The sequence below is a fragment of the Dyadobacter chenwenxiniae genome, from assembly GCF_022869785.1.
Taxonomy (GTDB): Bacteria; Bacteroidota; Bacteroidia; order Cytophagales; family Spirosomataceae; genus Dyadobacter; species Dyadobacter chenwenxiniae.
On record NZ_CP094997.1, the window covers coordinates 427,472 to 445,973 of the forward strand.

Annotated in this window: 19 protein-coding genes and 1 pseudogene; 13 read left to right on the plus strand and 7 right to left on the minus strand. The window is 44.8% G+C overall.

The genetic code is table 11. The annotated features are described in order from the left end of the window. Window positions 1-75 precede the first annotated feature (75 nt). Window positions 76-675 (minus strand): TetR/AcrR family transcriptional regulator, encoded by a 600-nt coding sequence (locus MUK70_RS01705; protein ID WP_244784639.1) that lies wholly within the window; start codon window positions 673-675, stop codon window positions 76-78. Between the two features lie 62 nt (window positions 676-737). Continuing rightward, on the minus strand, window positions 738-2,258 hold the full coding sequence (locus tag MUK70_RS01710) for an ArnT family glycosyltransferase (RefSeq protein WP_234655641.1): 1,521 nt from the start codon (window positions 2,256-2,258) through the stop codon (window positions 738-740). A 102-nt stretch (window positions 2,259-2,360) separates the two neighbouring features. Here MUK70_RS01710 and MUK70_RS01715 point away from each other — a divergent pair, with 102 nt between their 5' ends. Then, window positions 2,361-2,759 carry a GNAT family N-acetyltransferase gene (locus MUK70_RS01715; RefSeq protein WP_234655640.1) on the plus strand — a complete coding sequence of 133 codons (399 nt, stop codon included), beginning with the start codon at window positions 2,361-2,363 and terminating at the stop codon, window positions 2,757-2,759. A 211-nt stretch (window positions 2,760-2,970) separates the two neighbouring features. After that, complete coding sequence (locus MUK70_RS01720) at window positions 2,971-3,735, plus strand: methyltransferase domain-containing protein (protein ID WP_234655639.1); 765 nt, start codon at window positions 2,971-2,973, stop codon at window positions 3,733-3,735. A 63-nt stretch (window positions 3,736-3,798) separates the two neighbouring features. Here the strand turns inward: MUK70_RS01720 and MUK70_RS01725 are convergent, their stop codons facing one another. Continuing rightward, window positions 3,799-4,023 carry a hypothetical protein gene (locus MUK70_RS01725; RefSeq protein WP_234601935.1) on the minus strand — a complete coding sequence of 75 codons (225 nt, stop codon included), beginning with the start codon at window positions 4,021-4,023 and terminating at the stop codon, window positions 3,799-3,801. 253 nt (window positions 4,024-4,276) lie between these two features. Between MUK70_RS01725 and MUK70_RS01730 the strand changes: the two genes are divergently transcribed. Then, window positions 4,277-4,855: a hypothetical protein gene (locus tag MUK70_RS01730; protein ID WP_234655638.1), complete on the plus strand. Its 579-nt coding sequence runs from the start codon at window positions 4,277-4,279 to the stop codon at window positions 4,853-4,855. Window positions 4,856-4,914: 59 nt separating this feature from the next. Here MUK70_RS01730 and MUK70_RS01735 read toward each other — a convergent pair whose 3' ends face one another. Both MUK70_RS01735 and MUK70_RS01740 read right to left on the minus strand, forming a co-directional pair. Then, window positions 4,915-6,162 (minus strand): SGNH/GDSL hydrolase family protein, encoded by a 1,248-nt coding sequence (locus MUK70_RS01735; protein WP_234655637.1) that lies wholly within the window; start codon window positions 6,160-6,162, stop codon window positions 4,915-4,917. A gap of 193 nt (window positions 6,163-6,355) precedes the next feature. After that, a complete protein-coding gene (locus MUK70_RS01740) occupies window positions 6,356-6,910 on the minus strand; it encodes a DUF4468 domain-containing protein (RefSeq protein ID WP_234655636.1) in 555 nt (184 codons plus the stop codon). Between the two features lie 114 nt (window positions 6,911-7,024). On the opposite strand from MUK70_RS01740, the gene MUK70_RS01745 reads away from it, so the two are divergent. The 3 genes and pseudogenes from MUK70_RS01745 (at window position 7,025) to purL (ending at window position 12,146) form a co-directional block, all read left to right on the plus strand. Next, entirely contained in the window at window positions 7,025-7,852 is an 828-nt protein-coding gene (locus MUK70_RS01745; protein WP_234655635.1) for an SGNH/GDSL hydrolase family protein, read from the plus strand. A 61-nt stretch (window positions 7,853-7,913) separates the two neighbouring features. Then, the gene (locus MUK70_RS01750; RefSeq protein WP_234655634.1) at window positions 7,914-8,129 is read left to right on the plus strand and encodes a DUF2281 domain-containing protein; all 216 of its coding nucleotides are present in this window, start codon (window positions 7,914-7,916) and stop codon (window positions 8,127-8,129) included. A gap of 357 nt (window positions 8,130-8,486) precedes the next feature. Further along, window positions 8,487-12,146, plus strand: a pseudogene (gene purL / locus MUK70_RS01755) (phosphoribosylformylglycinamidine synthase). Window positions 12,147-12,325: 179 nt separating this feature from the next. Here purL and MUK70_RS01760 read toward each other — a convergent pair. Beyond that, complete coding sequence (locus MUK70_RS01760; RefSeq protein ID WP_234655632.1) at window positions 12,326-12,799, minus strand: hypothetical protein; 474 nt, start codon at window positions 12,797-12,799, stop codon at window positions 12,326-12,328. 84 nt (window positions 12,800-12,883) lie between these two features. Here MUK70_RS01760 and MUK70_RS01765 point away from each other — a divergent pair, with 84 nt between their 5' ends. The 6 genes from MUK70_RS01765 to MUK70_RS01790 all read left to right on the plus strand — a co-directional run bounded on the left by MUK70_RS01765 (window position 12,884) and on the right by MUK70_RS01790 (window position 17,182). Continuing rightward, window positions 12,884-13,237: a DUF6152 family protein gene (locus MUK70_RS01765; protein ID WP_234601953.1), complete on the plus strand. Its 354-nt coding sequence runs from the start codon at window positions 12,884-12,886 to the stop codon at window positions 13,235-13,237. 2 nt (window positions 13,238-13,239) lie between these two features. Continuing rightward, window positions 13,240-13,710 (plus strand): DUF6644 family protein, encoded by a 471-nt coding sequence (locus tag MUK70_RS01770; RefSeq protein ID WP_234601955.1) that lies wholly within the window; start codon window positions 13,240-13,242, stop codon window positions 13,708-13,710. Between the two features lie 124 nt (window positions 13,711-13,834). After that, entirely contained in the window at window positions 13,835-14,503 is a 669-nt protein-coding gene (locus tag MUK70_RS01775) for a hypothetical protein (RefSeq protein ID WP_234655631.1), read from the plus strand. Window positions 14,504-14,506: 3 nt separating this feature from the next. Continuing rightward, window positions 14,507-15,121 (plus strand): 2'-5' RNA ligase family protein, encoded by a 615-nt coding sequence (locus MUK70_RS01780; protein ID WP_234655630.1) that lies wholly within the window; start codon window positions 14,507-14,509, stop codon window positions 15,119-15,121. Between the two features lie 30 nt (window positions 15,122-15,151). Next, window positions 15,152-15,748, plus strand: a complete 597-nt coding sequence (locus MUK70_RS01785; RefSeq protein WP_234655629.1) for a 2'-5' RNA ligase family protein — start codon at window positions 15,152-15,154, stop codon at window positions 15,746-15,748. Window positions 15,749-15,847: 99 nt separating this feature from the next. Further along, window positions 15,848-17,182: a WG repeat-containing protein gene (locus MUK70_RS01790; protein WP_234655628.1), complete on the plus strand. Its 1,335-nt coding sequence runs from the start codon at window positions 15,848-15,850 to the stop codon at window positions 17,180-17,182. Window positions 17,183-17,273: 91 nt separating this feature from the next. Here the strand turns inward: MUK70_RS01790 and MUK70_RS01795 are convergent, their stop codons facing one another. Continuing rightward, window positions 17,274-18,011: a DNA-formamidopyrimidine glycosylase family protein gene (locus tag MUK70_RS01795; RefSeq protein ID WP_234655627.1), complete on the minus strand. Its 738-nt coding sequence runs from the start codon at window positions 18,009-18,011 to the stop codon at window positions 17,274-17,276. Between the two features lie 206 nt (window positions 18,012-18,217). On the opposite strand from MUK70_RS01795, the gene MUK70_RS01800 reads away from it, so the two are divergent. Continuing rightward, a complete protein-coding gene (locus MUK70_RS01800) occupies window positions 18,218-18,463 on the plus strand; it encodes a hypothetical protein (RefSeq protein WP_234655626.1) in 246 nt (81 codons plus the stop codon). Window positions 18,464-18,502 lie beyond the last annotated feature (39 nt).

The following is an 18,502-nucleotide window of genomic DNA, read 5'->3' on the forward strand; positions in this document are numbered from 1 at the left end:
TTGTGGTGGAAATAGACTTTTTTAAGAGATAGTGTGGTTATTATTACTAACGGTGTTAGCTTATTTTCAAAAAAATTATAAATTTTTTATGAATGCTTCCACGGTGTCATCCATTACTTTTTTGTTCATTGTAGAGTCGTCGATATCGGAGCAGCGCATCATCACAATCGAGATCAGACCATGTAGTACCGACCAGAACGCATAAATTTTAAAGCAGGTTTCATCGTCGGTCGATTTTTTTTCTTTTACAATTTTTTCAATGGCTTGTCCAATATAATCTCGGAAAACATTGAATTCCGGCTTGATTTTTCCGGCCCCGGAGCAGGGCATACCCAGTCCGTACATCAGTTGGTAATACTCGGGATTCTTAAATGCGAAGTTCCAATAGGCCTCAGCGTGCGCTCTTAGCTGTTGCTGGGGATCCGGATATTTCTTTTTGTTCTTCTCGAGCGTTCTTTCCAGCAACCGAAAACCATCCATAGAAAGTTCAAACAGGATGGCTTCTTTATTTTCGAAGTGATCATAAATTACCGGAACGCTATACTCGATGGCATCGGCGATCTTGCGGATAGACAACGATTGCCAGCCTTCGTCCTTCACCAGCTGCAAGGCCACGGACAAAATGTTGGTCCGCATGTTTTCTTTTTGCCTTATTCTTCTTTCGAGGATGCCCATTTTGATAAAAAATAGCTAACGGTGTTAGCAAAGGTAGTAGCGTTTTTTGATTTTGTCAAGACTTAATCCCATCTGTTTGCTTCGATATCGCTTTTCAGTATCGCATTGATGGAAACTTTTGCATGAAGGAGCACATAAATACTCGCCCCGTGCTCACGTGCGTAAGGGTTTTCAATTCTTCCAGTACGGTGGATGGTCCGGAAAAGGGGCTTTTCTTTGTTTCGCTCCGGATCGTCGTCATCTGCGTTTTGAATGAGGATCAAATGTTTGATTTCTTCGTCCAGCGGCACCCAGTTAATGTAGTCCGCATTCATGGTAACTGCCTGTAAATCTTTATACCTGGAATAATAATTGATTGCGCCTGCCTGTCCGTAATTGTCGCATAGCACCACAGTGTGTTTTTTGTCGTCGATTTTCGCATATTCAGCGTCTACTTTTTGTGCAAGCTCCTTCCAGCCAAGCATATCTGCGAAATCCTGCGGCAGTTCGTGATCTTTTCCATCCTCCCAGCGCAGCAATCCGAGCTTTTGGTAAGGCTTGGCATTTTTTGCGATCTCGGACGGACTCCTGATTGGAAATGCAACCCTGAATATGGGGATAAACAAGGCAAGGACGACCAGAAGCGAAACCGGACGAAGCCATGTCAATCTTTTTTGAAAAACATATTCCAAATAAACCGCCCCGAACGCGATAAAGATAGGATAGAGGCCAATGGCGTAGTAACCCTTAGCCCTCAGATAGGTGAAAAGGCTCAGCGTAAAGACCAGCGACCAGAAGAAAACCTGATATTTCCGGAAACCAGGATAGGCAAAAAAGGAGATAAAAGCGGCAATCAGTACGAAGATCGAGCTGAGAAAATACAGGATTTGTTCTTTGAGAAAATCAAGCCTGTTCACATTCACCAGCTGCGATTCCGCGAGGAGTTTCATGTGATGGACCACAGGGAAATTATTTTGATACTGCCAAATCAGGTTTGGGAAAATGATCAGGAATGCGACAAATACTGCCATGTATAGTGCGCTGTTTTTGAATATTTTATAATTTTTTGTAACCAAAAGTGCCGGAACTAGGCCTGCCACGAGAAACAGAATGTTGTATTTATTTAAAAAACTGAATCCGAACACCACAGCGGCCATGTATAGCCACTTGTTTTGTTCTGTTTTGAGCCATAACAGGATCGTAAAATAGAGCAGCGTCCAGCCCAGGATGTCGGCCGAATTGGGCTGATAAAGCATATTAATCCGTAAAAGCACGGAAAATGTGATCGCCGTTGCGCCTAATACCAACGCAAATAGACCGCCGCCGAGCGTCTCAATGGCTCGCCATACCACAACCAATGTGAATGCGCCAAAAAGGGCGGGAAAGAATTTAACCCAAAATTCAGCATTGCCCAGCAATGAAATAATGTAGGAAACCCAGGAAGTGAATGGTGGCACGGATAAATATCCCCAGGCCAAGTGTTTTCCCTGATCCAGATGCAAATATTCGTCCCGGTGCAGATCGTATTCCGGGGCAATGATCACATAATGCAGGGTGAATTTGATGAGAATGAAGAGGCAGAGGATCAGCGTTTTCTTTGGCATTTTGTGTGGTTAAGGGCGATTTCTTTTATTTTCGTTTCAATGTATCTAAGTTGGCGATTCGCTTTCTATCTGCAACTCAATTTTTTTATAATCAGCTGAAAAATGGAAATAACTTACAAAACCGACCTCGTGCCGTCGCCCGAACAGGTGATCGAATTGTACGATAGCGCCAAATTGCCCAGGCCCACGCACGATCCGGAACGCATTGGCACGATTTATCAGAATTCCAATCTGATTGTTTCCGCATGGGAAGGCGAAAAACTGGTAGGCGTTTCACGCTCCATCACCGACTGGGCTTGGAGTTGTTACCTGGCCGACCTGGCCATTCATGCAGATTATCAAAAGCTGGGCATTGGTAAAAGGCTGATCGACATAACCAAAGAACAGGTTGGTGAGCAGACTACAATTCTGCTGCTCTCTGTGCCGACAGCCATGCAATATTATCCTAAAATCGGCTTCACAAAAGAGGATCGCGGCTTCACTATTTTAAGGACAAAGTAGCCGGGTTCTGGCTCAATAAAAAGCAGTTTGGGCCGAATAAATTGTTTATTCGGCCCAAAAAATGGTGCTTACTTGCGTCGGATAGAACGGTAAATCGGCTTGTGGCTTAGCATTGGAGAACTTCCGGACTGGTCTTATTCACCTTTTTACCATCGTTATGGATTGAAAACTATATTTTGTGCATTATTGAATAACAGCAAACAAAAACCAAATGGCTTGGAACCCGGAGACCTATAATCAATTTAAAACAGAGCGGTTCGCTCCATTTCTGGATCTTCTGGCTTTGATCAAAGTTCGTCCTAATCTGGATGTGATCGATCTGGGCTGCGGCACGGGGGAGCTGACCAGAAAGCTGGCCGATCTGCTTTCCGGGTCAAGGGTTTTAGGAATTGATGCGTCAGCGGAAATGCTTAACGATGCCAAAGCGTTTGCTAATGAGCAGGTTACCTTTGAACAAAAATCCATTGAAACAGGGATTGACATGTCGGCAAAGTGGGATGTTGTGTTTTCGAATGCTGCCGTTCAATGGGTTGAAAATCATGAAACACTTTTTCCTAAAATCATTGCCAATATCAACCCGGGCGGTCAACTTGTGGTTCAAATGCCTGCTCAGCACCATAATGTGACCAATCAGATGCTTCTGCAGCTGTCAGAAGAACAACCATTTCAGAAAGAATTATTCGGCTTTCGGCGGTTATCTCCTGTTTTGGATATTGAAGATTATGCACGGATCCTTTTCGAATACGGAGGAAGTGAAATTACCGTTTTTGAAAAAATATATCCCCTGGTGCTGCAAGATGCCGACGCTGTTTTTGACTGGACTTCGGGCACTGCATTGCTGCCCTATGTAGAAAAGTTGGAAGGCGAAATGCAGCAGCGATTTATTCAGGAATTCAAGTCAAAACTGAAAACTAAATTTCCCGGGTCGCCTGCTTTTTACCCATTCAAAAGGATTATTATGTCGGCTATTTTCTGAGGTAATTTCCCAAATTTAAATCTGCTATTGCTGGCTAAAACAAGGAATGCTTAATACGTTGCTTTAAGCAGAAGCGCTTGTTTCAATGGCTGCCACCATTTCCTCCACATCTGCGAGTATATGTTTCAAGTCACGGTCCGATATGCCACTATGCCGGAGCTGCAAAATGCCGGCCAGCTGCTCATTTAATCTTTTTAACTGCCAATATTTGGAATGATTAGGCCCTATGGGTGGATAGAAGGTGTTTTCACCCGGGTCTTTCACGAGGACGATAAGTTCAAAAGCCATTCGCGAATGGTTTTGCACGGCGTTGGCAAAGACTTTGACGCACCTCCCGGTTTTCAAAGTAATTTCTCTCTCGAAGTCCATTGAGTAATAATGCTTTTTACGGCTGGGATTTGAAACAAGGATGTAAAACGCGCATCAACCGTTGCACCTGAAAGCATTTTTATTCTTAAAACAAAAAGAAATTGGAGGCTAAGCTGTTGAATTTGTGGTGATAAATACGGATCTTTTTCTTAAAATTTAAACATTAGCAGCCATGAAGAACATGACAGATCTGAGCACAACGCTGGATTGGACGCAGCATTCTTTGCGCTTTTTGAAAAAACATTTTCTGGTGATCCTCTCCCTGGGCCTGATTGCAGGATTAGGCCGGTCTGCTCAGCTGAGCGCATTTGGTGATATTCCCTTCGCGGTGGATCTTGCGCTTGAAGTTGCCATTCAGTCGGCTAGGATTCTGATATTTCTGTTTGCCTTAGGGTTAACAAATGTTCGTTCAGGGTTCAAAAGGACCGCGGCGGTTTTTTCTATGAAGAAAGACAGCAGTCAGAAACGGCGGCAGGCTTTGACAAAATTCAAACTACATTGGAAAAAAATGCTTTGGAACTTGGGCGCATTTCTGATTATGTCGTTTCTGATCAACCTTTTTATAGATCATGTTGCTTACGAAACATGTATGTACATCAGCCTGCGGGAGCGCGGCATCCTTCATTCCAATGCTCCCGAATGGACGATCATTCTTTTCCTTAAGAATTTGTCGGTCATCCCGTTAACGCTGGTTTTTAATGCAATGTGCCTGTTGTGGTTGATCAACAAACTGCCTGCGAAAACTGCGTAGTAACCTTCACGGATTGTAACGGTTAAACCTTTTAACTTAGAGGGGTTGCGGATAATGCATTATTTTAAAAGCGCTTTTTCCCGAATTATCCTTGTTAGTTCGTCAGCAATTTTATAATGTCCCGCTTCATTGAGGTGGCCGTCCACGGGATAGTAATCCTGGGCAGTAAGCACGTCGCAGGCGCGAAGAAAGTGCAGATTGGAATCCTGGCGTTTTTTTCCGGCAGCCTCAAAACCGTTGATCAGTTCGGGTTTGGTATAACGGCCATCCAGGTGCAACACGATGATTTGACCGCCGTAAATGGCCCGTATTTTCGTCAGGATCTTAAAAAACTGATTTGTATGTTCAGCGACCATGGCCTCTGATTTGATGGCCAAAGGTTTAACGCCGGGCATCGGCTGGCCGGATATCCAGGAAGTGAATGCCATTTCGGAATCCTGCCAAACCTGCCCCGGACTTGTGAAGATCCGTTTGAAAAGATCTTTTTCCCTCACAAAAAAATACGTGAAACGCATCGGAAAATAGCCTTCGTTTAAGCGGTTAAAAATGCCAACATCTTGAAATTTTTCAAGCGTTAATGGCTCTTGTGAACTTCCAGGGGCGTTTCTGGCCGTGTTTTCTTCCAGATCATTGTCGCAATATTGTATCACCAGAACTTTGCAGGAATCGCGTTGCAACTTTGAAAGCATAAGCATTTCACGAAACGTGCCGTATGATGAAACGCCGGCATTTAAGGATTTCGCGGCATTCATCTGTCCGGTTAAATGTGCAAATGTTTTGTCTTGGTCAATGCCCCAGCCCATTGTGAAAGAGTCACCCAGAAAAATGATTTTCGGGTCAACCAAAGCCTGGTTGTTGTCGCGGAGGCCGGATTTGTTGACGCTGAATTTATTTTTGTATTCCAAATCCTGATGATAACCCTCGCTTCCCGGTCGCAATGTGTAACCTAAATCTGGCGAATAACTGCTGAATTGCCTGTTGAACTGGATTACGTCGCGGTAATTGACCCATTGGTCCAGTACGCCAATGTTCTGCTTGTCCGCAGATTGATTCACACCGATTACATGCCTGATGTAACGCCAGGAGCCTATTTCCAGTAATAAGGGAATGGCCAGACAAGCAGCAATAGGAAGTCTGAGAAGCCTGCCTATTCCATAGAAAATCATTAAAAAGGAAAGCGCTACAAATATTTTAAATAGGATAACTGTCCAACCAAAGTGTGTAAAAGCTTTCCATTTGTAAACAGTTATGGAGAGAAGAAACATACCGGCCATCGAAATGACCAGCCGGATTTGAGATTTTGACATTGTAAACGGACTGGTTTAATCGCCAATTTAACAGTTAACCTCAGACCAAAAATGAAAACAGGGAAAAAAATCTTTGTAAAATTTTATTATTTATCTGAATAATTTTATTTGTCGGCTGATTTGAGCCTGTAAATGGTTGATATGAATGAACATCCGGTACAGATGCACATTCATATTGCAGTTTTCAGATCAGTTATTCCGCAGGTTGGGTCAGGGAAAGTTTCAGGTCCGACATTAATTTATACATCGCATTATTGATGCTTTCTATGTCGGCTTTCGTATTTCTTAGCGCTGCTTCCGCTTCTGCGCGTTTTTTCTTGCTTTGCTCCGTTTTAACGGCCACTTCCTTTTCCATAATGGCATTATTGTCCTTTGCGCCTAGTCGGCTCGGGCTATGGGTTGTTGAAATGCCATCCAACTTATCAATCCGGACATTATATTGCTCTTCTTTGCATTCAATGGTCAGGTCGAAACGCACATATTCGTAGGCAATGCCAGATACTGGCGCGTAACTTGTCAGGATCAGTTTGCCGAGCTGCGGATCTTCAAATGTGACGGCGTTTTCATAATTGCCAAAAGTTTTGCTTATCCAGTTTTGAGCTTGTTTGAAAATCTCTGATTTAGACTTGTTAGGCTTGCCCGAATCGGAATAAAAAACGTTGTTCTCAGCGTCCAGCGGAAGCAAGCCCGTTTGTGAATAGCCTTTTTGGCAGACGAAAAGGAACAGGATTAGGATTAAATGTTTCAAGATCATTGTGGATGTTTGGAATGATAAAGGTAATAACAAAAGTTTTGGCAGCATGACCGGCGGGCAGTTCGGTCGGAATTAATATCTTCGGCCTGTAACTTATCCTGATCCCATATGAAGAAGTATTTGCTGTTTATGATCTTATTTCTGACCTGCCTCGCTTCCGCGCCGCGCAGGATTACGTGGGTGGCTATCGGCGATTCTATCACTTATCTCAACGATCACAAAGATGAAACGGCAAACCGCGTTACAAAGGGATATTTGACATTGATTTCTGAAAAATATCCGCGTGTGGAATACATTAATAAGGGTTATAATGGCTGGACTTCCATCAACATTGCCGACAAAATTGAAACTCTTGAATTGCAGAAAGCGGATGTTTACACTGTTTTTTTGGGGACTAATGACTGGTGGCAGGGCAAAGAGCTGGGATCCATTGCGGATTATGAGGGAAACACGGGAGCCAGGACCGTCTATGGCGCATACAGGGTCATTACCGAGAAGTTAAAACAGCTGAACAAAAAGGCAGAAATCATTCTTATAACGCCCATGCAGCGAGGTGATTTTGTTTATATCAACAATCAAAAAAATAATGCATATGGGTCCTATAAGCCCAAAAACGGAAAAAACCTCGAAGCATTTGCCAACGCAGTCGTAGAAATCGGCAAGCTTGAAAAAATCCCGGTTGTGGACCTTTTTCACGAAAGTGGTATGACGGTTGAAAGCATGGTCAATTTCAAAAAGCTAAGAGACCCTGCGAACGGTCATTATAAAAACTACACGTATCCCGACTACACAACCATTCCCTTCGACCCTGAAAAAGACGAATATCCCTATCCCCCGGAAGCCATCAGTATGACCTACGACGGCCTCCACCCATCCGACAAAGGCTACGCAATCATTGCTGAGATGATCGAGAAAAAGTGGAAGAGGTTGCGTTGATGCAGGGAGAAGAAAATTATGGATTATTGGATATATTTGAGTCAAGAAAACACTCAAAATTATGCTTACTGTAATAGAAGGCACTTATGAAAACGGACAGGTAATCCTTGATCATAAACCGAAAGTGGAGAACAAAACAAAAGTCGTGGTCATATTCGAAGAAATCGAGATACCAGCAGAAATAAATGCAAAACGCCCCTTTGGTATTTCAAATGGAAGCATCACACTTAGTCCGGACTTTGACGAACCCCTGGACGATTTAAAAGACTATATGTAAATGAAGGTTTTATTGGATACACACGCCCTGCATAAGAAGTGCAGGAATCGACATTCTTCCTATTCGCGACAATCATCTTTTAGCATACCAGAATCTTTCCATGCATGTGGAACACCGCGATCCTTTTGATCGCCTGATCATATCAACCGCGATTTCAGAAAAGCGGCCATTATAAGTGCAGACCAGCATTTCAAGCGTTATCGAGATCTGGTGGAAATTCTTTGGTAAGGACGAAATATTGCCATTTCGCGGAACAAGCCAGCTAGTTCCAGCTGTTACCCTTACATACCACATTTTTTATTCTTCAAATGGGCATTGGGTAAAAATTAACTTACCTTTGCGCCATAATTCGATACCATGATCTACTTTTTTGCAGACGAACAGAACACTGTTTTTGCGGTCCAGATAGAACGAACGCTAACAGAATCAGATACTTCCAAATTGAGCTGGCTTTTTGGCGGCGCGGAACTCCGGGATGAAACCGTCATCACGGAGTTTTTTGTTGGGCCCCGGGCGGCTATGATCACGCCATGGAGCACCAATGCCGTTGAGATAACCCAAAATATGGACGTTCAAGGCATTATCCGTATTGAAGAGTTCAGGAAAGTAGGGGAGGATTTCAAGGATTTTGACCCCATGCTTTCCCAGAAATACGGTGAGCTCAATCAGGAAATTTACACAATCAGCATTCAGCCGGAATCTATTCTGGAAGTTGCTGACATTGCAGCATATAACAAGCAGGAAGGCCTTTCGCTGAGCGATGAGGAGGTTGACTACTTAAATAAGCTGGCAGAAAAACTAAACCGTAAGTTAACGGATTCAGAGGTTTTTGGCTTTTCACAAGTAAACTCCGAACATTGCCGCCACAAGATTTTTCAACGGCACATTTGTTATCGACGGCGAAGAGCAGCCGGTTTCATTGTTCAAGCTGATCCGCAAAACGTCTGAACGAATCCGAATTCGATCGTCTCTGCCTATAAGGATAATGTCGCTTTTGTCAAAGGACCGGTTGTACAACAATTTGCGCCAAAAAGACCGGATGTCCCTGAATACTATGAGATTAAAGACTTTCAATCTGTTCTTTCATTAAAAGCAGAAACCCATAACTTTCCCACAACCGTGGAGCCGTTTAACGGCGCTGCAACGGGTTCTGGCGGTGAAATCCGCGACAGGCTTGCAGGCGGACAAGGCTCGTTGCCGCTGGCAGGAACGGCTGTTTACATGACGGCACTTTCCCGTTTGGAGGAAAATCGTCCCTGGGAAAAAGGTGTTGAAGAAAGAAAATGGCTTTATCAGACACCAATGGATATCCTGATCAAGGCATCTAATGGCGCCACTGATTTCGGGAATAAATTTGGCCAACCATTGATTACCGGCTCGGTTCTGACATTTGAGCATGAGGAACTAGGCAGGAAATTGGGCTATGATAAAGTGATTATGCAAGCCGGAGGCATAGGTTACGGCATCGCGGACCAGGCAAAAAAATCCAAACCCGAAATCGGCGACCAGATTGTGGTGATGGGTGGCGAAAATTACCGGATCGGAATGGGCGGCGCGGCAGTTTCTTCTGCGGACACCGGCGCATTCGGTTCCGGAATTGAGTTGAATGCGATCCAGCGTTCCAACCCGGAAATGCAAAAGCGAGTGGCGAACGCAGTGCGCGGTATGGTGGAAAGCGGTAACAATACAATTGTGTCAATCCACGACCATGGCGCGGGCGGACATTTAAACTGCCTCTCTGAGCTTGTTGAAGAGACGGGTGGAAATATCAACCTGGATAAGCTGCCTGTTGGCGATCCAACACTTTCTGCCAAAGAAATCATTGGTAACGAGTCTCAGGAGCGAATGGGGCTGGTGATCAGCAAAGAAAATCTTGAAACACTCAAAAAGATCGCCGACCGCGAGCGTGCACCGCTGTATCAGGTGGGCGAGGTGACGGGATCGCATCGTTTTACATTTGTATCAGAGACAACCGGCGCCAAGCCGATGGACCTGGAAATGGATGATATGTTTGGCAGTTCGCCCAAAACCGTGATGGCCGACAAAACCATACAAAGAAATTACGAACCTGTCACTTATGAGGTCGGCAAGCTTCATGAATATTTGGAGCAAATGCTGCAACTGGAAGCGGTTGCAAGTAAGGATTGGCTGACGAATAAAGTAGATCGTTGTGTTGGCGGACATGTGGCTAAACAGCAATGCGCCGGCCCATTGCAATTGCCACTGAACAATGTTGGCGTAATGGCGCTTGATTTTCAGGGCAAAGACGGCATCGCTACTTCAATAGGCCACGCGCCGCTTTCGGCTTTGATCGACCCGGCTGCCGGTAGCCGGAATGCCATTGCAGAGGCGCTCTCCAACATTGTTTGGGCTCCACTAAAAGATGGCCTGACCAGTGTTTCGCTTTCTGCGAACTGGATGTGGGCTTGTAAAAATGAAGGTGAAGATGCGCGTTTATACAAAGCTGTAAAGGCCTGCTCGGAATTTGCGATCAGTCTGGGAATCAACATTCCAACGGGCAAAGATTCGCTTTCGATGAAGCAGAAATACAAAAACGACGAAGTAATCGCGCCGGGAACGGTAATCATCTCCGCGGCCGGACATTGTGACGACATTACCGCCGTTATAGAACCGGTTTTGAAGAAAACGGGCGGTTCAATTTATTATATCAATCTTTCAGGGGACACCTATAAGCTGGGCGGCTCTTCATTTGCTCAGATATTAAACAAAATTGGCAACCAAACTCCTGATATTCAGGATGCTGATAAGTTCAAAACAGCATTCAACGCCATTCAGGAATTAATCAAAACCGGAAAAATACAGGCGGGTCACGACATCGGCAGCGGCGGACTGATCACGACACTGCTTGAGATGTGCTTTGCAGACCGCGACCTGGGCGCTTCTGTTGATCTTTCATCACTGGGTGAAGAGGATATTATCCAGAAGCTTTTTGCTGAAAACATAGGCATCGTTTTCCAGGCGGACGATTCGGTAGAGGCGTCGCTACAAGCATGGGGTGTTCATTTTCATAAGCTGGGAGCCGTTAATATGGCTTCCACGCTGACGGTAAAGGATGCAACCGGTAAATGGGATTTTGATATTGAAACACTGCGTGATGTCTGGTTTAAAACTTCCTTTTTACTGGATAAAAAGCAAACGAAACCAGAGCTTGCCCAAGAGCGTTTTGACCACTATAAAAATCATTTGCTCCGTTACAAATTCCCTGCGCAATTCGATGGCAGAAAGCCGGTAATCAGTGAATCCAAGCCAAGACCAAAGGCCGCAGTGCTCCGCGAGAAAGGCAGTAATTCGGAAAGAGAATTGGCTAATGCGATGTATCTGGCTGGTTTTGATGTGAAAGACGTTCACATGACGGACCTTATTTCCGGTCGCGAGACATTGGAAGACATTCAGTTCATCGGCGCAGTAGGAGGGTTTTCCAACTCCGACGTCCTGGGTTCAGCGAAGGGTTGGGCAGGCGCTTTCCTTTACAATGAAAAGGCTAAAATCGCACTGGAAAATTTCTTCAAGCGTGAGGATACATTGTCTGTTGGCGTTTGCAACGGTTGCCAGCTGTTTATCGAGCTTGGGCTGATCAACGAAAACCACGAGCAAAAGCCAAAAATGCTTCACAACGCAAGCGGCAAGCATGAAAGTATTTTCACCTCGCTAACTATTCAACCAAATAAATCTGTAATGCTTTCCACATTGGCGGGCAGCACACTGGGCGTATGGGTGTCGCACGGAGAAGGCCGTTTTGATTTCCCTTATTCCGAAGATCAATACAATATTGTGGCCAAATACGCCTACCAAACCTATCCAGCCAGTCCGAACGGCTCTGCATTCAACACAGCCATGCTCTGCGATGAAACCGGTCGTCACCTTGTTATGATGCCGCACATAGAAAGATCCCTCTTTCAATGGCATTGGGCTAATTATCCGGAAGGCAGAAAAGATGAGGTGAGTCCGTGGCTAGAAGCATTTGTGAATGCGAGGGAGTGGATTGAGCGTTTGTAATCCTGCGTTGGGATATGGATTTCGCCTGAGAGCATTCTTTTTTCCGTATGTCAGTCCAGTCAGGCACGGTTAATATTTTAGGGCCAGGATTTATCCTGGCCTTTTTTGTTGTCGGGGAATCAGCATTTGTCTTCGGCCTTGTGAAATTAATGGCGAAACAGTGTGAACCTTTAACTGACCTATTTCTGCCCGCCCTTCCTCACATACACTTCCAAAATCTGCTGATCAATGCCCAGGCTATCGATCTTCTCCACGCCACTCTGAATGAGTGTGTCGCCTTTAAGCAGCAGTTTGAAATGGAAATCGCGGTTTTCCCAATCCCGGTAGTTGCAATATTGAAGATGTTCCGAATAGTCCTCGCCTTCTAATGTGTAAGTGCCGCCACCTGCGTCGAAAACTGCCGAGTCACCTTTTCCCTGGTTGATATCGTGTTTCATGAATGTAAAATGCGACGCGGTAAACATCTTGATCATTTCCTGATCTTTCACCGGGAAGGTAACAAGTGTGTCGCTTTTGGTTATTACTTTGCTGGACGAGAGCGCCCATGTTCCGATGATGGATGGCGAAGTGGACGTTTCAGCGTTATCGTTCTTATTGCCGGTGCATGCGGCAATAACTGTCATCACTGCAAAGGCGTAGATTTTTGATCTCATTGTAGATTTTAGCATTGAGGTGGATTTTGCTTTCAAGTTAATGGATAATTTCTTTAACTTTAAATACACTAAATGCAACATTTTATGAAGCAGACTAAAAACATCTATCTGGCATTGGCAGTATTGCTGTGCGCATCTTTCACAATGATGCATCACGGCTGGGCGGATTACGATCAGACCAAGCCGCAGGATTTCACAACAAAGATTGAAGAATCTATCTATGAGAATCCGCATGTGCTGGCAAAAGTGAAATACAATAAGGAAATGTACACGGTTTTCCTGGCACCCACCAGCCGCATGACCGATCGCGGCCTTACAGGTGATATGATCAAAAAAGGCACCGAAGTAAGATTGGTCGCTTATCCACATAAGACCGAGAAAGGCGAAATGCGCGCCGAAAGAATCTTTGTGGATGGCAAAAAGTTCGAACTCCGCTAATAGTGCTTGAATTGCTCGACTGGCTCGAAAAAACCGCGTGGGCGGTAGAAATTCGTCAATCGTTGTGGCTATACCCGGCGCTGGAAATTGTCCATATTCTGGGTATAGTCATGCTGGTTGGCCCCGCATTTATGTTTGATCTCAGGTTACTGGGTTTCTCTAAAAACATCCCTTTTGCAAGTCTGGCAGCACATTTGCTGCCGTGGTCAAGAAGGTCGCTGCTCCTGATTATTCCTTCTGGTGCGCTCCTTTTTATAACCAATGCCAATGCGCTGGGCGTCGATCCCACTTTTTGGACGAAAATGAGCTTGATAGGCGTTGCAGCCATCAATGTGTTCGTTTTTCACCGGTTTATTTTTACATCAAACTTAAACCCCGATGGTGACCTCCCGTTTCAGGCCAGAATCAGTGGCTGCGTTTCAATTGTTGTCTGGATCGCCGTCATTGCATGCGGTCGTTTGCTAGCTTATTGATCAAAATTTAAACCAATTTTCGTCCGGCGTTGGTTGCAAGCATATTCTTGCCGATATTTAGTGTGTAAAATTAGTTTACATATAAAACGTCATGACCATTAAATTGCTTCTACAATGTTCCGGGATGATGGTTTTCTTATTGCTCCTTTCCTGCGATGACAAGCCAGCTGAGGTTGTAAAAGCGAAGGTTAACAAAGAAAAGGTCTTAGCCGCATTGCTGGCTTCGGGTAGAAATTGGCGTTTTGAGGAGATTTCGATTGAAAGACAAGGGGTTAAGACGGTTGAAAACCTGGCTGAGACTTCCAAACTGATCACAGTAGAAACCCGCATCAACGTAACCCCGAATGTTGGTTTCCGATTTGAAAGTTACGCGAACAATGTTACCAGGCTTGACGAGATTATCAGCACGGGCCCTTTTGGAAAGATTCCTTATGGTGCTAAATCGCTGAGTGAGACCGGTATGGGCTTAACAACGGATGGAACCTGGGTCTGGGATGATGCAGCGCAAACCGTATTTATAACTTCCACCTCTTCTATGGTGGGAATCGTCTCGGAGATGTCTGAAAACGGTTGGAAGCCTGAAAAAGGATATCTGGATAATACAATGCTGCCACTTTTCGAAACGGCGGGTGAAGCGCAGTCAGCCGGTGTTCCCGAGCGCATCCGGATTATATTTGAAGAAAACGACGCGAAGATCGGAAAGATAACCTATGGTATAACGCTCAGAGCGGCCTGGATTACCAGACTGGTTTCGGGCAACAGCAGGCAGCAGTTCTATGACGTGGTTTATTAATGGATGAAAAGTAAAACATTATCTGTCTACACACTTGCAATAAGTCCCGACGATCGCATTATCGGGCTGGTCACAGAGCTCAAAAAGCGATTGGAAAAGCATCTTGGGCGAAATTATGGCAGTGTGAATTCGCTTGCGCATGTGACATTGATCCTGTTTGTTGCCTATGAAGATGATTATCCTGTCATCCTGGACGAATTCAAGAGAGTGCTTGCAGGAATTGCACCTCTGGAAATAGGGTTCTCCGGTTTCGGCGATTTCTCTAAAAGCCATCCATGCACATTCTTTGTCAAACCGGATGATTCTTCAAAAGATGAAATCGTTGCATGCTGCCAAACCATAGGTTTAAATTTCCATAAGTTTATAAAACAAAGATTCACAGACCGTTGGGACATAAAAGGCCGGGTCCAACCACACATGACCATAGGCCGAGACCTTATCTTTGAAGAAATAAGTCTTTCCTATTCCTTGTTTACGGAAGATTTCAATGAGCACTTTACATGCAATTCATTTGTTATTCGAAAATTCAATCCTGGAAAAGGGCAATACGAAATTATCGACACCATACCATTGTTGGGAAATGAATATATGGTAGGCCAGCAAATGCGGCTTTTTTAACAACCGATCCTAACGACTAATAACAAATACGTGGAGCAATATTCCTTAGCCATCATGCCCGGCGCGCCAATATCTCTCGAAGTGGCCGGGATGAAACAGCAATTGCGGGCCGCCATTGGCAAAAGTTACGGCAGCGCCAATGCGGAGGCGCACATTTCTTTGGATGGATTCGAGGCAGATGAAAATGACTTTCCATACATTCTGGCCGAATATCGTCGGATCGTTTTTGAATTAACACCTTTTGAAATCAGCTTTTCCGGATTTGACGATTTTGATAGGGCTGATTATTCTGCATTTTACATCAAACCAACAATCGACTCGTCGGCCGAGATCCGGCGCCGTAGTGAGGCTGTGATAAAGGCATTTGATAAGAAACTCAAAAAACAATACATTAAAAAGTGGGCGGATGAGTCCAAAAACCCGCATATGTCAATCGGTCGCAGGCTTACGCGAGAATGGATTGCGCTGGCATATTCCACGCTGAGCACATATGAAGCGAGTTTTACATGCGATGCATTTGCGATCCGGAAGTTCAATGAAAAACGCCGACAGTATGATGTTGTGGACGTGCTTCCGTTGCTGGGAACCGCCGGGCCGCTCGCTCAGCTGGATTTGTTTCAACCTTAATTTAAAGATAAAAACACTGTTTCCTATCCAATCAATGTGCATAATGGGTATATTGGTCGCTGTTGATGTAATGGATGTTGGATAAATTCTTTTGCTGGGATGTTTCAAAAGGCTGTTAGCTGGATTGTCTTTATTTGGATTCTGACAAGTTTTCAAAATGCGTTTTGCCAACCGGTTTCTGTTCCGGGGAAGCCGTGGCTTTCGGAATACAATGTTTTTAAGGATTACAAAGGGGTGTATGTCGTCAAAAAAATAACCATTCCCTGCCGCGCCTATGAGACCTTTTTGGTTGACGGCAACGGGAAAAAGCTCACGCCTGCTTACCGCGACATAGGTGATTTTTCGGGAGATTTAGCCGAATTTGTGCCCATGGAGCTGGATGAGAAAAAGCAGGGCCGCCACGGATTCATCAACCGGCGAGGCGAGGTGGTGATCCCGCCGATTTACGTTTCTACCGACAAGTTTTATGAGGGGAAGACCTGGGTGATTTATCGCTCAGGAAAGCAGTTCGGGCTTTCGTACATTGATTCCACGGGAAAAGAAATTTACAAAGTTCCCATTCAGTATTTCAAAAAAGACTTCCTGATCTCTGCCGCAAAGGTGGACATGATCTGCAATTATGACACCAGAGAGGACATTCTCTGGTGGAAAGGCCGTAACTATTTTATCCTGAACTGGAATTTTAGTCCATTCATTGAAAAAGAGGTGAAGAGCTCTAAGTACATTTATCACTTTTTGTATGAAGGCAAATATGGGATTATAGACAACAACATGATCCTGCGCGTGCCTGTTTCGCTGGATGACATCGATCCCGAATACAAGTTTTCGGGCCAGGGCATGGAGCGGGTTAAGTACGGGGACAAGTTTGGGTATATCAATGTCTTTACCGGCGAGCTTATCACCGATTTTTTATATACGGACACACGTAAACCAACGTCTGGACTATTTTGGGTAAAGAAAAACAACAAATGGGGATGCATTGACAAAACCGGGAAAACCCGCATTGCTTTCCTGTATGATGAGGCAACCGGCTTTACGAACGAAGACCGGTCGGCAGTCGCAATAAATGGGAAATTCGGCCATATAGACAAAAAAGGCAAAATCCGCACGCCACTCCAATATGACTTCGCTTCCTACTACAACCGCGGCATATCCATGGTCCGCATTGATGATAAATACGGCTATATCGATATCAACAACCGCTACATTATCGAGCCTATTTACGACGAAGCGCTCCCTTTCGACAAGGAGACAACCATTGCAGAGCGTATATGGCTCAGATTTGAACTCTCAAAAAATGGCGCAGAAAGGTTCATCGGTTTTTCCTATAAGTTGAACGCAGTTTTAATCCTGATAGGGCTGGCGTTATTTATTTATGCTAATAACCTTATTTACAAGCGTATGCAGCTTAATAGGGCGCGGCGGAAGAAGTAAACCAATCCGTCCTGCTGGTTATCCGCATTATGCATGCGCAGTTCCATGCTAGCTCCCATCTTCCAATGATCTGCATTACCGCCTGGCCACACTAATCATATTGCTTCTGGCAATTTTCGCAGAAGTAGCTTCTTCTTTTTGTTTTACCTAAATATTCCTTATGAAATGGAATCAGGCAGCGTGGACACATTTTTTTCGTGTGAGCCAGCCAGTGTTTTTTCAGGGTAAATTCTTTTTTCCAGTTTAAAAAGTCAAAGCTGTAATTCCGGGTTTCCCTAACCAATTCTTTCAGTTTTGCTTCCGGCAGCGCGCCGATCAGGCTGAGCGGGTGAACCATAATGCGGAAAAGCACCTCGTTTTTGATGATGTTTCCGCTTCCCGCAAAAATATTTTGGTCCAGTAAGGCGTCACATGCCAGCATTTTGGGAACGAGTTTCAGTTTTTTGATCGCTTTTGTCGAACTCCACGATTCGGACATAATATCACCGCTCCAATCGTAAATTTCGTCGGCGGGCTGGTCAAGGATGGCGGCGGAGCAGGCGTAAAAGTTCAGTTCCGCATCATCAAAAACCAGTGTCAGCCGTGGTGGCGTTTTTTTTCGCTCATTGATCAGGTAGGAGCCAAAAAGCATAAAGTGGATACGCAGGGTAAAATCTTCGAAACACACAAGGAAGTGTTTTCCCCACGATCTGAAAGCAATAACCTTCTGATCCGTCAATCGGTCCTTGTCTATCTTTGAATTGCCCTCCACTAATCTGATCACAGCATTTTCAAGGCTTAGTTCCTCGATCAATTCCCTTAAAATAACAATAGACGGTCCCTCGGGCATGGCATAGTAACGATTATGAATAAGCTTGTTTTGGATGAAATATTAAACAATGATGCCAGTATTTTCCGTCTTGCAGGCATACTTGTTGAACGATTGCCGAGCTTTCGGAACAGGACGTCAGAGATTATGTGGGAACGGAATGAACGGGCATCACTTTGAGTAAGTCGGGCGTCCCATTCACTTTTTAACCAAAAACAATCGGCACTATGGGAAAAGGGAAAGATCTTTTTGGGCATTACAATGACCTGGCCAAAGCAAAAGGGCCGGAAAGTGAAGAGAGTAAGTATGCAGGCGTGCTTTTCCAGGCCCTGTTGATGGTTGGCGAGCGAAAGGTTTTTGAGCTGTTGGAAGAAGCCGAAGAGACGGGCAAAATGTTGAAGCTGCAAACGTCTGGCAATGGTGCCGATAACCCGGATCGGCCCAGCAATATTGTTTTGGTGGACAAGGATTAATTGTCATTTTAGAAGGCTGGTTTGCATTGCGTATATGGC

Excerpts from the sequence above, each read along its gene's own strand:
- MUK70_RS01705 (WP_244784639.1), bottom strand. The coding sequence starts at position 675 with ATGGGCATCCTCGAAAGAAGAATAAGGCAAAAAGAAAACATGCGGACC.
- MUK70_RS01710 (WP_234655641.1), bottom strand. The coding sequence starts at position 2,258 with ATGCCAAAGAAAACGCTGATCCTCTGCCTCTTCATTCTCATCAAATTC.
- MUK70_RS01715 (WP_234655640.1), top strand. The coding sequence starts at position 2,361 with ATGGAAATAACTTACAAAACCGACCTCGTGCCGTCGCCCGAACAGGTG.
- MUK70_RS01720 (WP_234655639.1), top strand. The coding sequence starts at position 2,971 with ATGGCTTGGAACCCGGAGACCTATAATCAATTTAAAACAGAGCGGTTC.
- MUK70_RS01725 (WP_234601935.1), bottom strand. The coding sequence starts at position 4,023 with ATGGCTTTTGAACTTATCGTCCTCGTGAAAGACCCGGGTGAAAACACC.
- MUK70_RS01730 (WP_234655638.1), top strand. The coding sequence starts at position 4,277 with ATGAAGAACATGACAGATCTGAGCACAACGCTGGATTGGACGCAGCAT.
- MUK70_RS01735 (WP_234655637.1), bottom strand. The coding sequence starts at position 6,162 with ATGTCAAAATCTCAAATCCGGCTGGTCATTTCGATGGCCGGTATGTTT.
- MUK70_RS01745 (WP_234655635.1), top strand. The coding sequence starts at position 7,025 with ATGAAGAAGTATTTGCTGTTTATGATCTTATTTCTGACCTGCCTCGCT.
- MUK70_RS01750 (WP_234655634.1), top strand. The coding sequence starts at position 7,914 with ATGCTTACTGTAATAGAAGGCACTTATGAAAACGGACAGGTAATCCTT.
- MUK70_RS01760 (WP_234655632.1), bottom strand. The coding sequence starts at position 12,799 with ATGAGATCAAAAATCTACGCCTTTGCAGTGATGACAGTTATTGCCGCA.
- MUK70_RS01765 (WP_234601953.1), top strand. The coding sequence starts at position 12,884 with ATGAAGCAGACTAAAAACATCTATCTGGCATTGGCAGTATTGCTGTGC.
- MUK70_RS01775 (WP_234655631.1), top strand. The coding sequence starts at position 13,835 with ATGATGGTTTTCTTATTGCTCCTTTCCTGCGATGACAAGCCAGCTGAG.
- MUK70_RS01780 (WP_234655630.1), top strand. The coding sequence starts at position 14,507 with ATGAAAAGTAAAACATTATCTGTCTACACACTTGCAATAAGTCCCGAC.
- MUK70_RS01790 (WP_234655628.1), top strand. The coding sequence starts at position 15,848 with ATGTTTCAAAAGGCTGTTAGCTGGATTGTCTTTATTTGGATTCTGACA.
- MUK70_RS01795 (WP_234655627.1), bottom strand. The coding sequence starts at position 18,011 with ATGCCCGAGGGACCGTCTATTGTTATTTTAAGGGAATTGATCGAGGAA.
- MUK70_RS01800 (WP_234655626.1), top strand. The coding sequence starts at position 18,218 with ATGGGAAAAGGGAAAGATCTTTTTGGGCATTACAATGACCTGGCCAAA.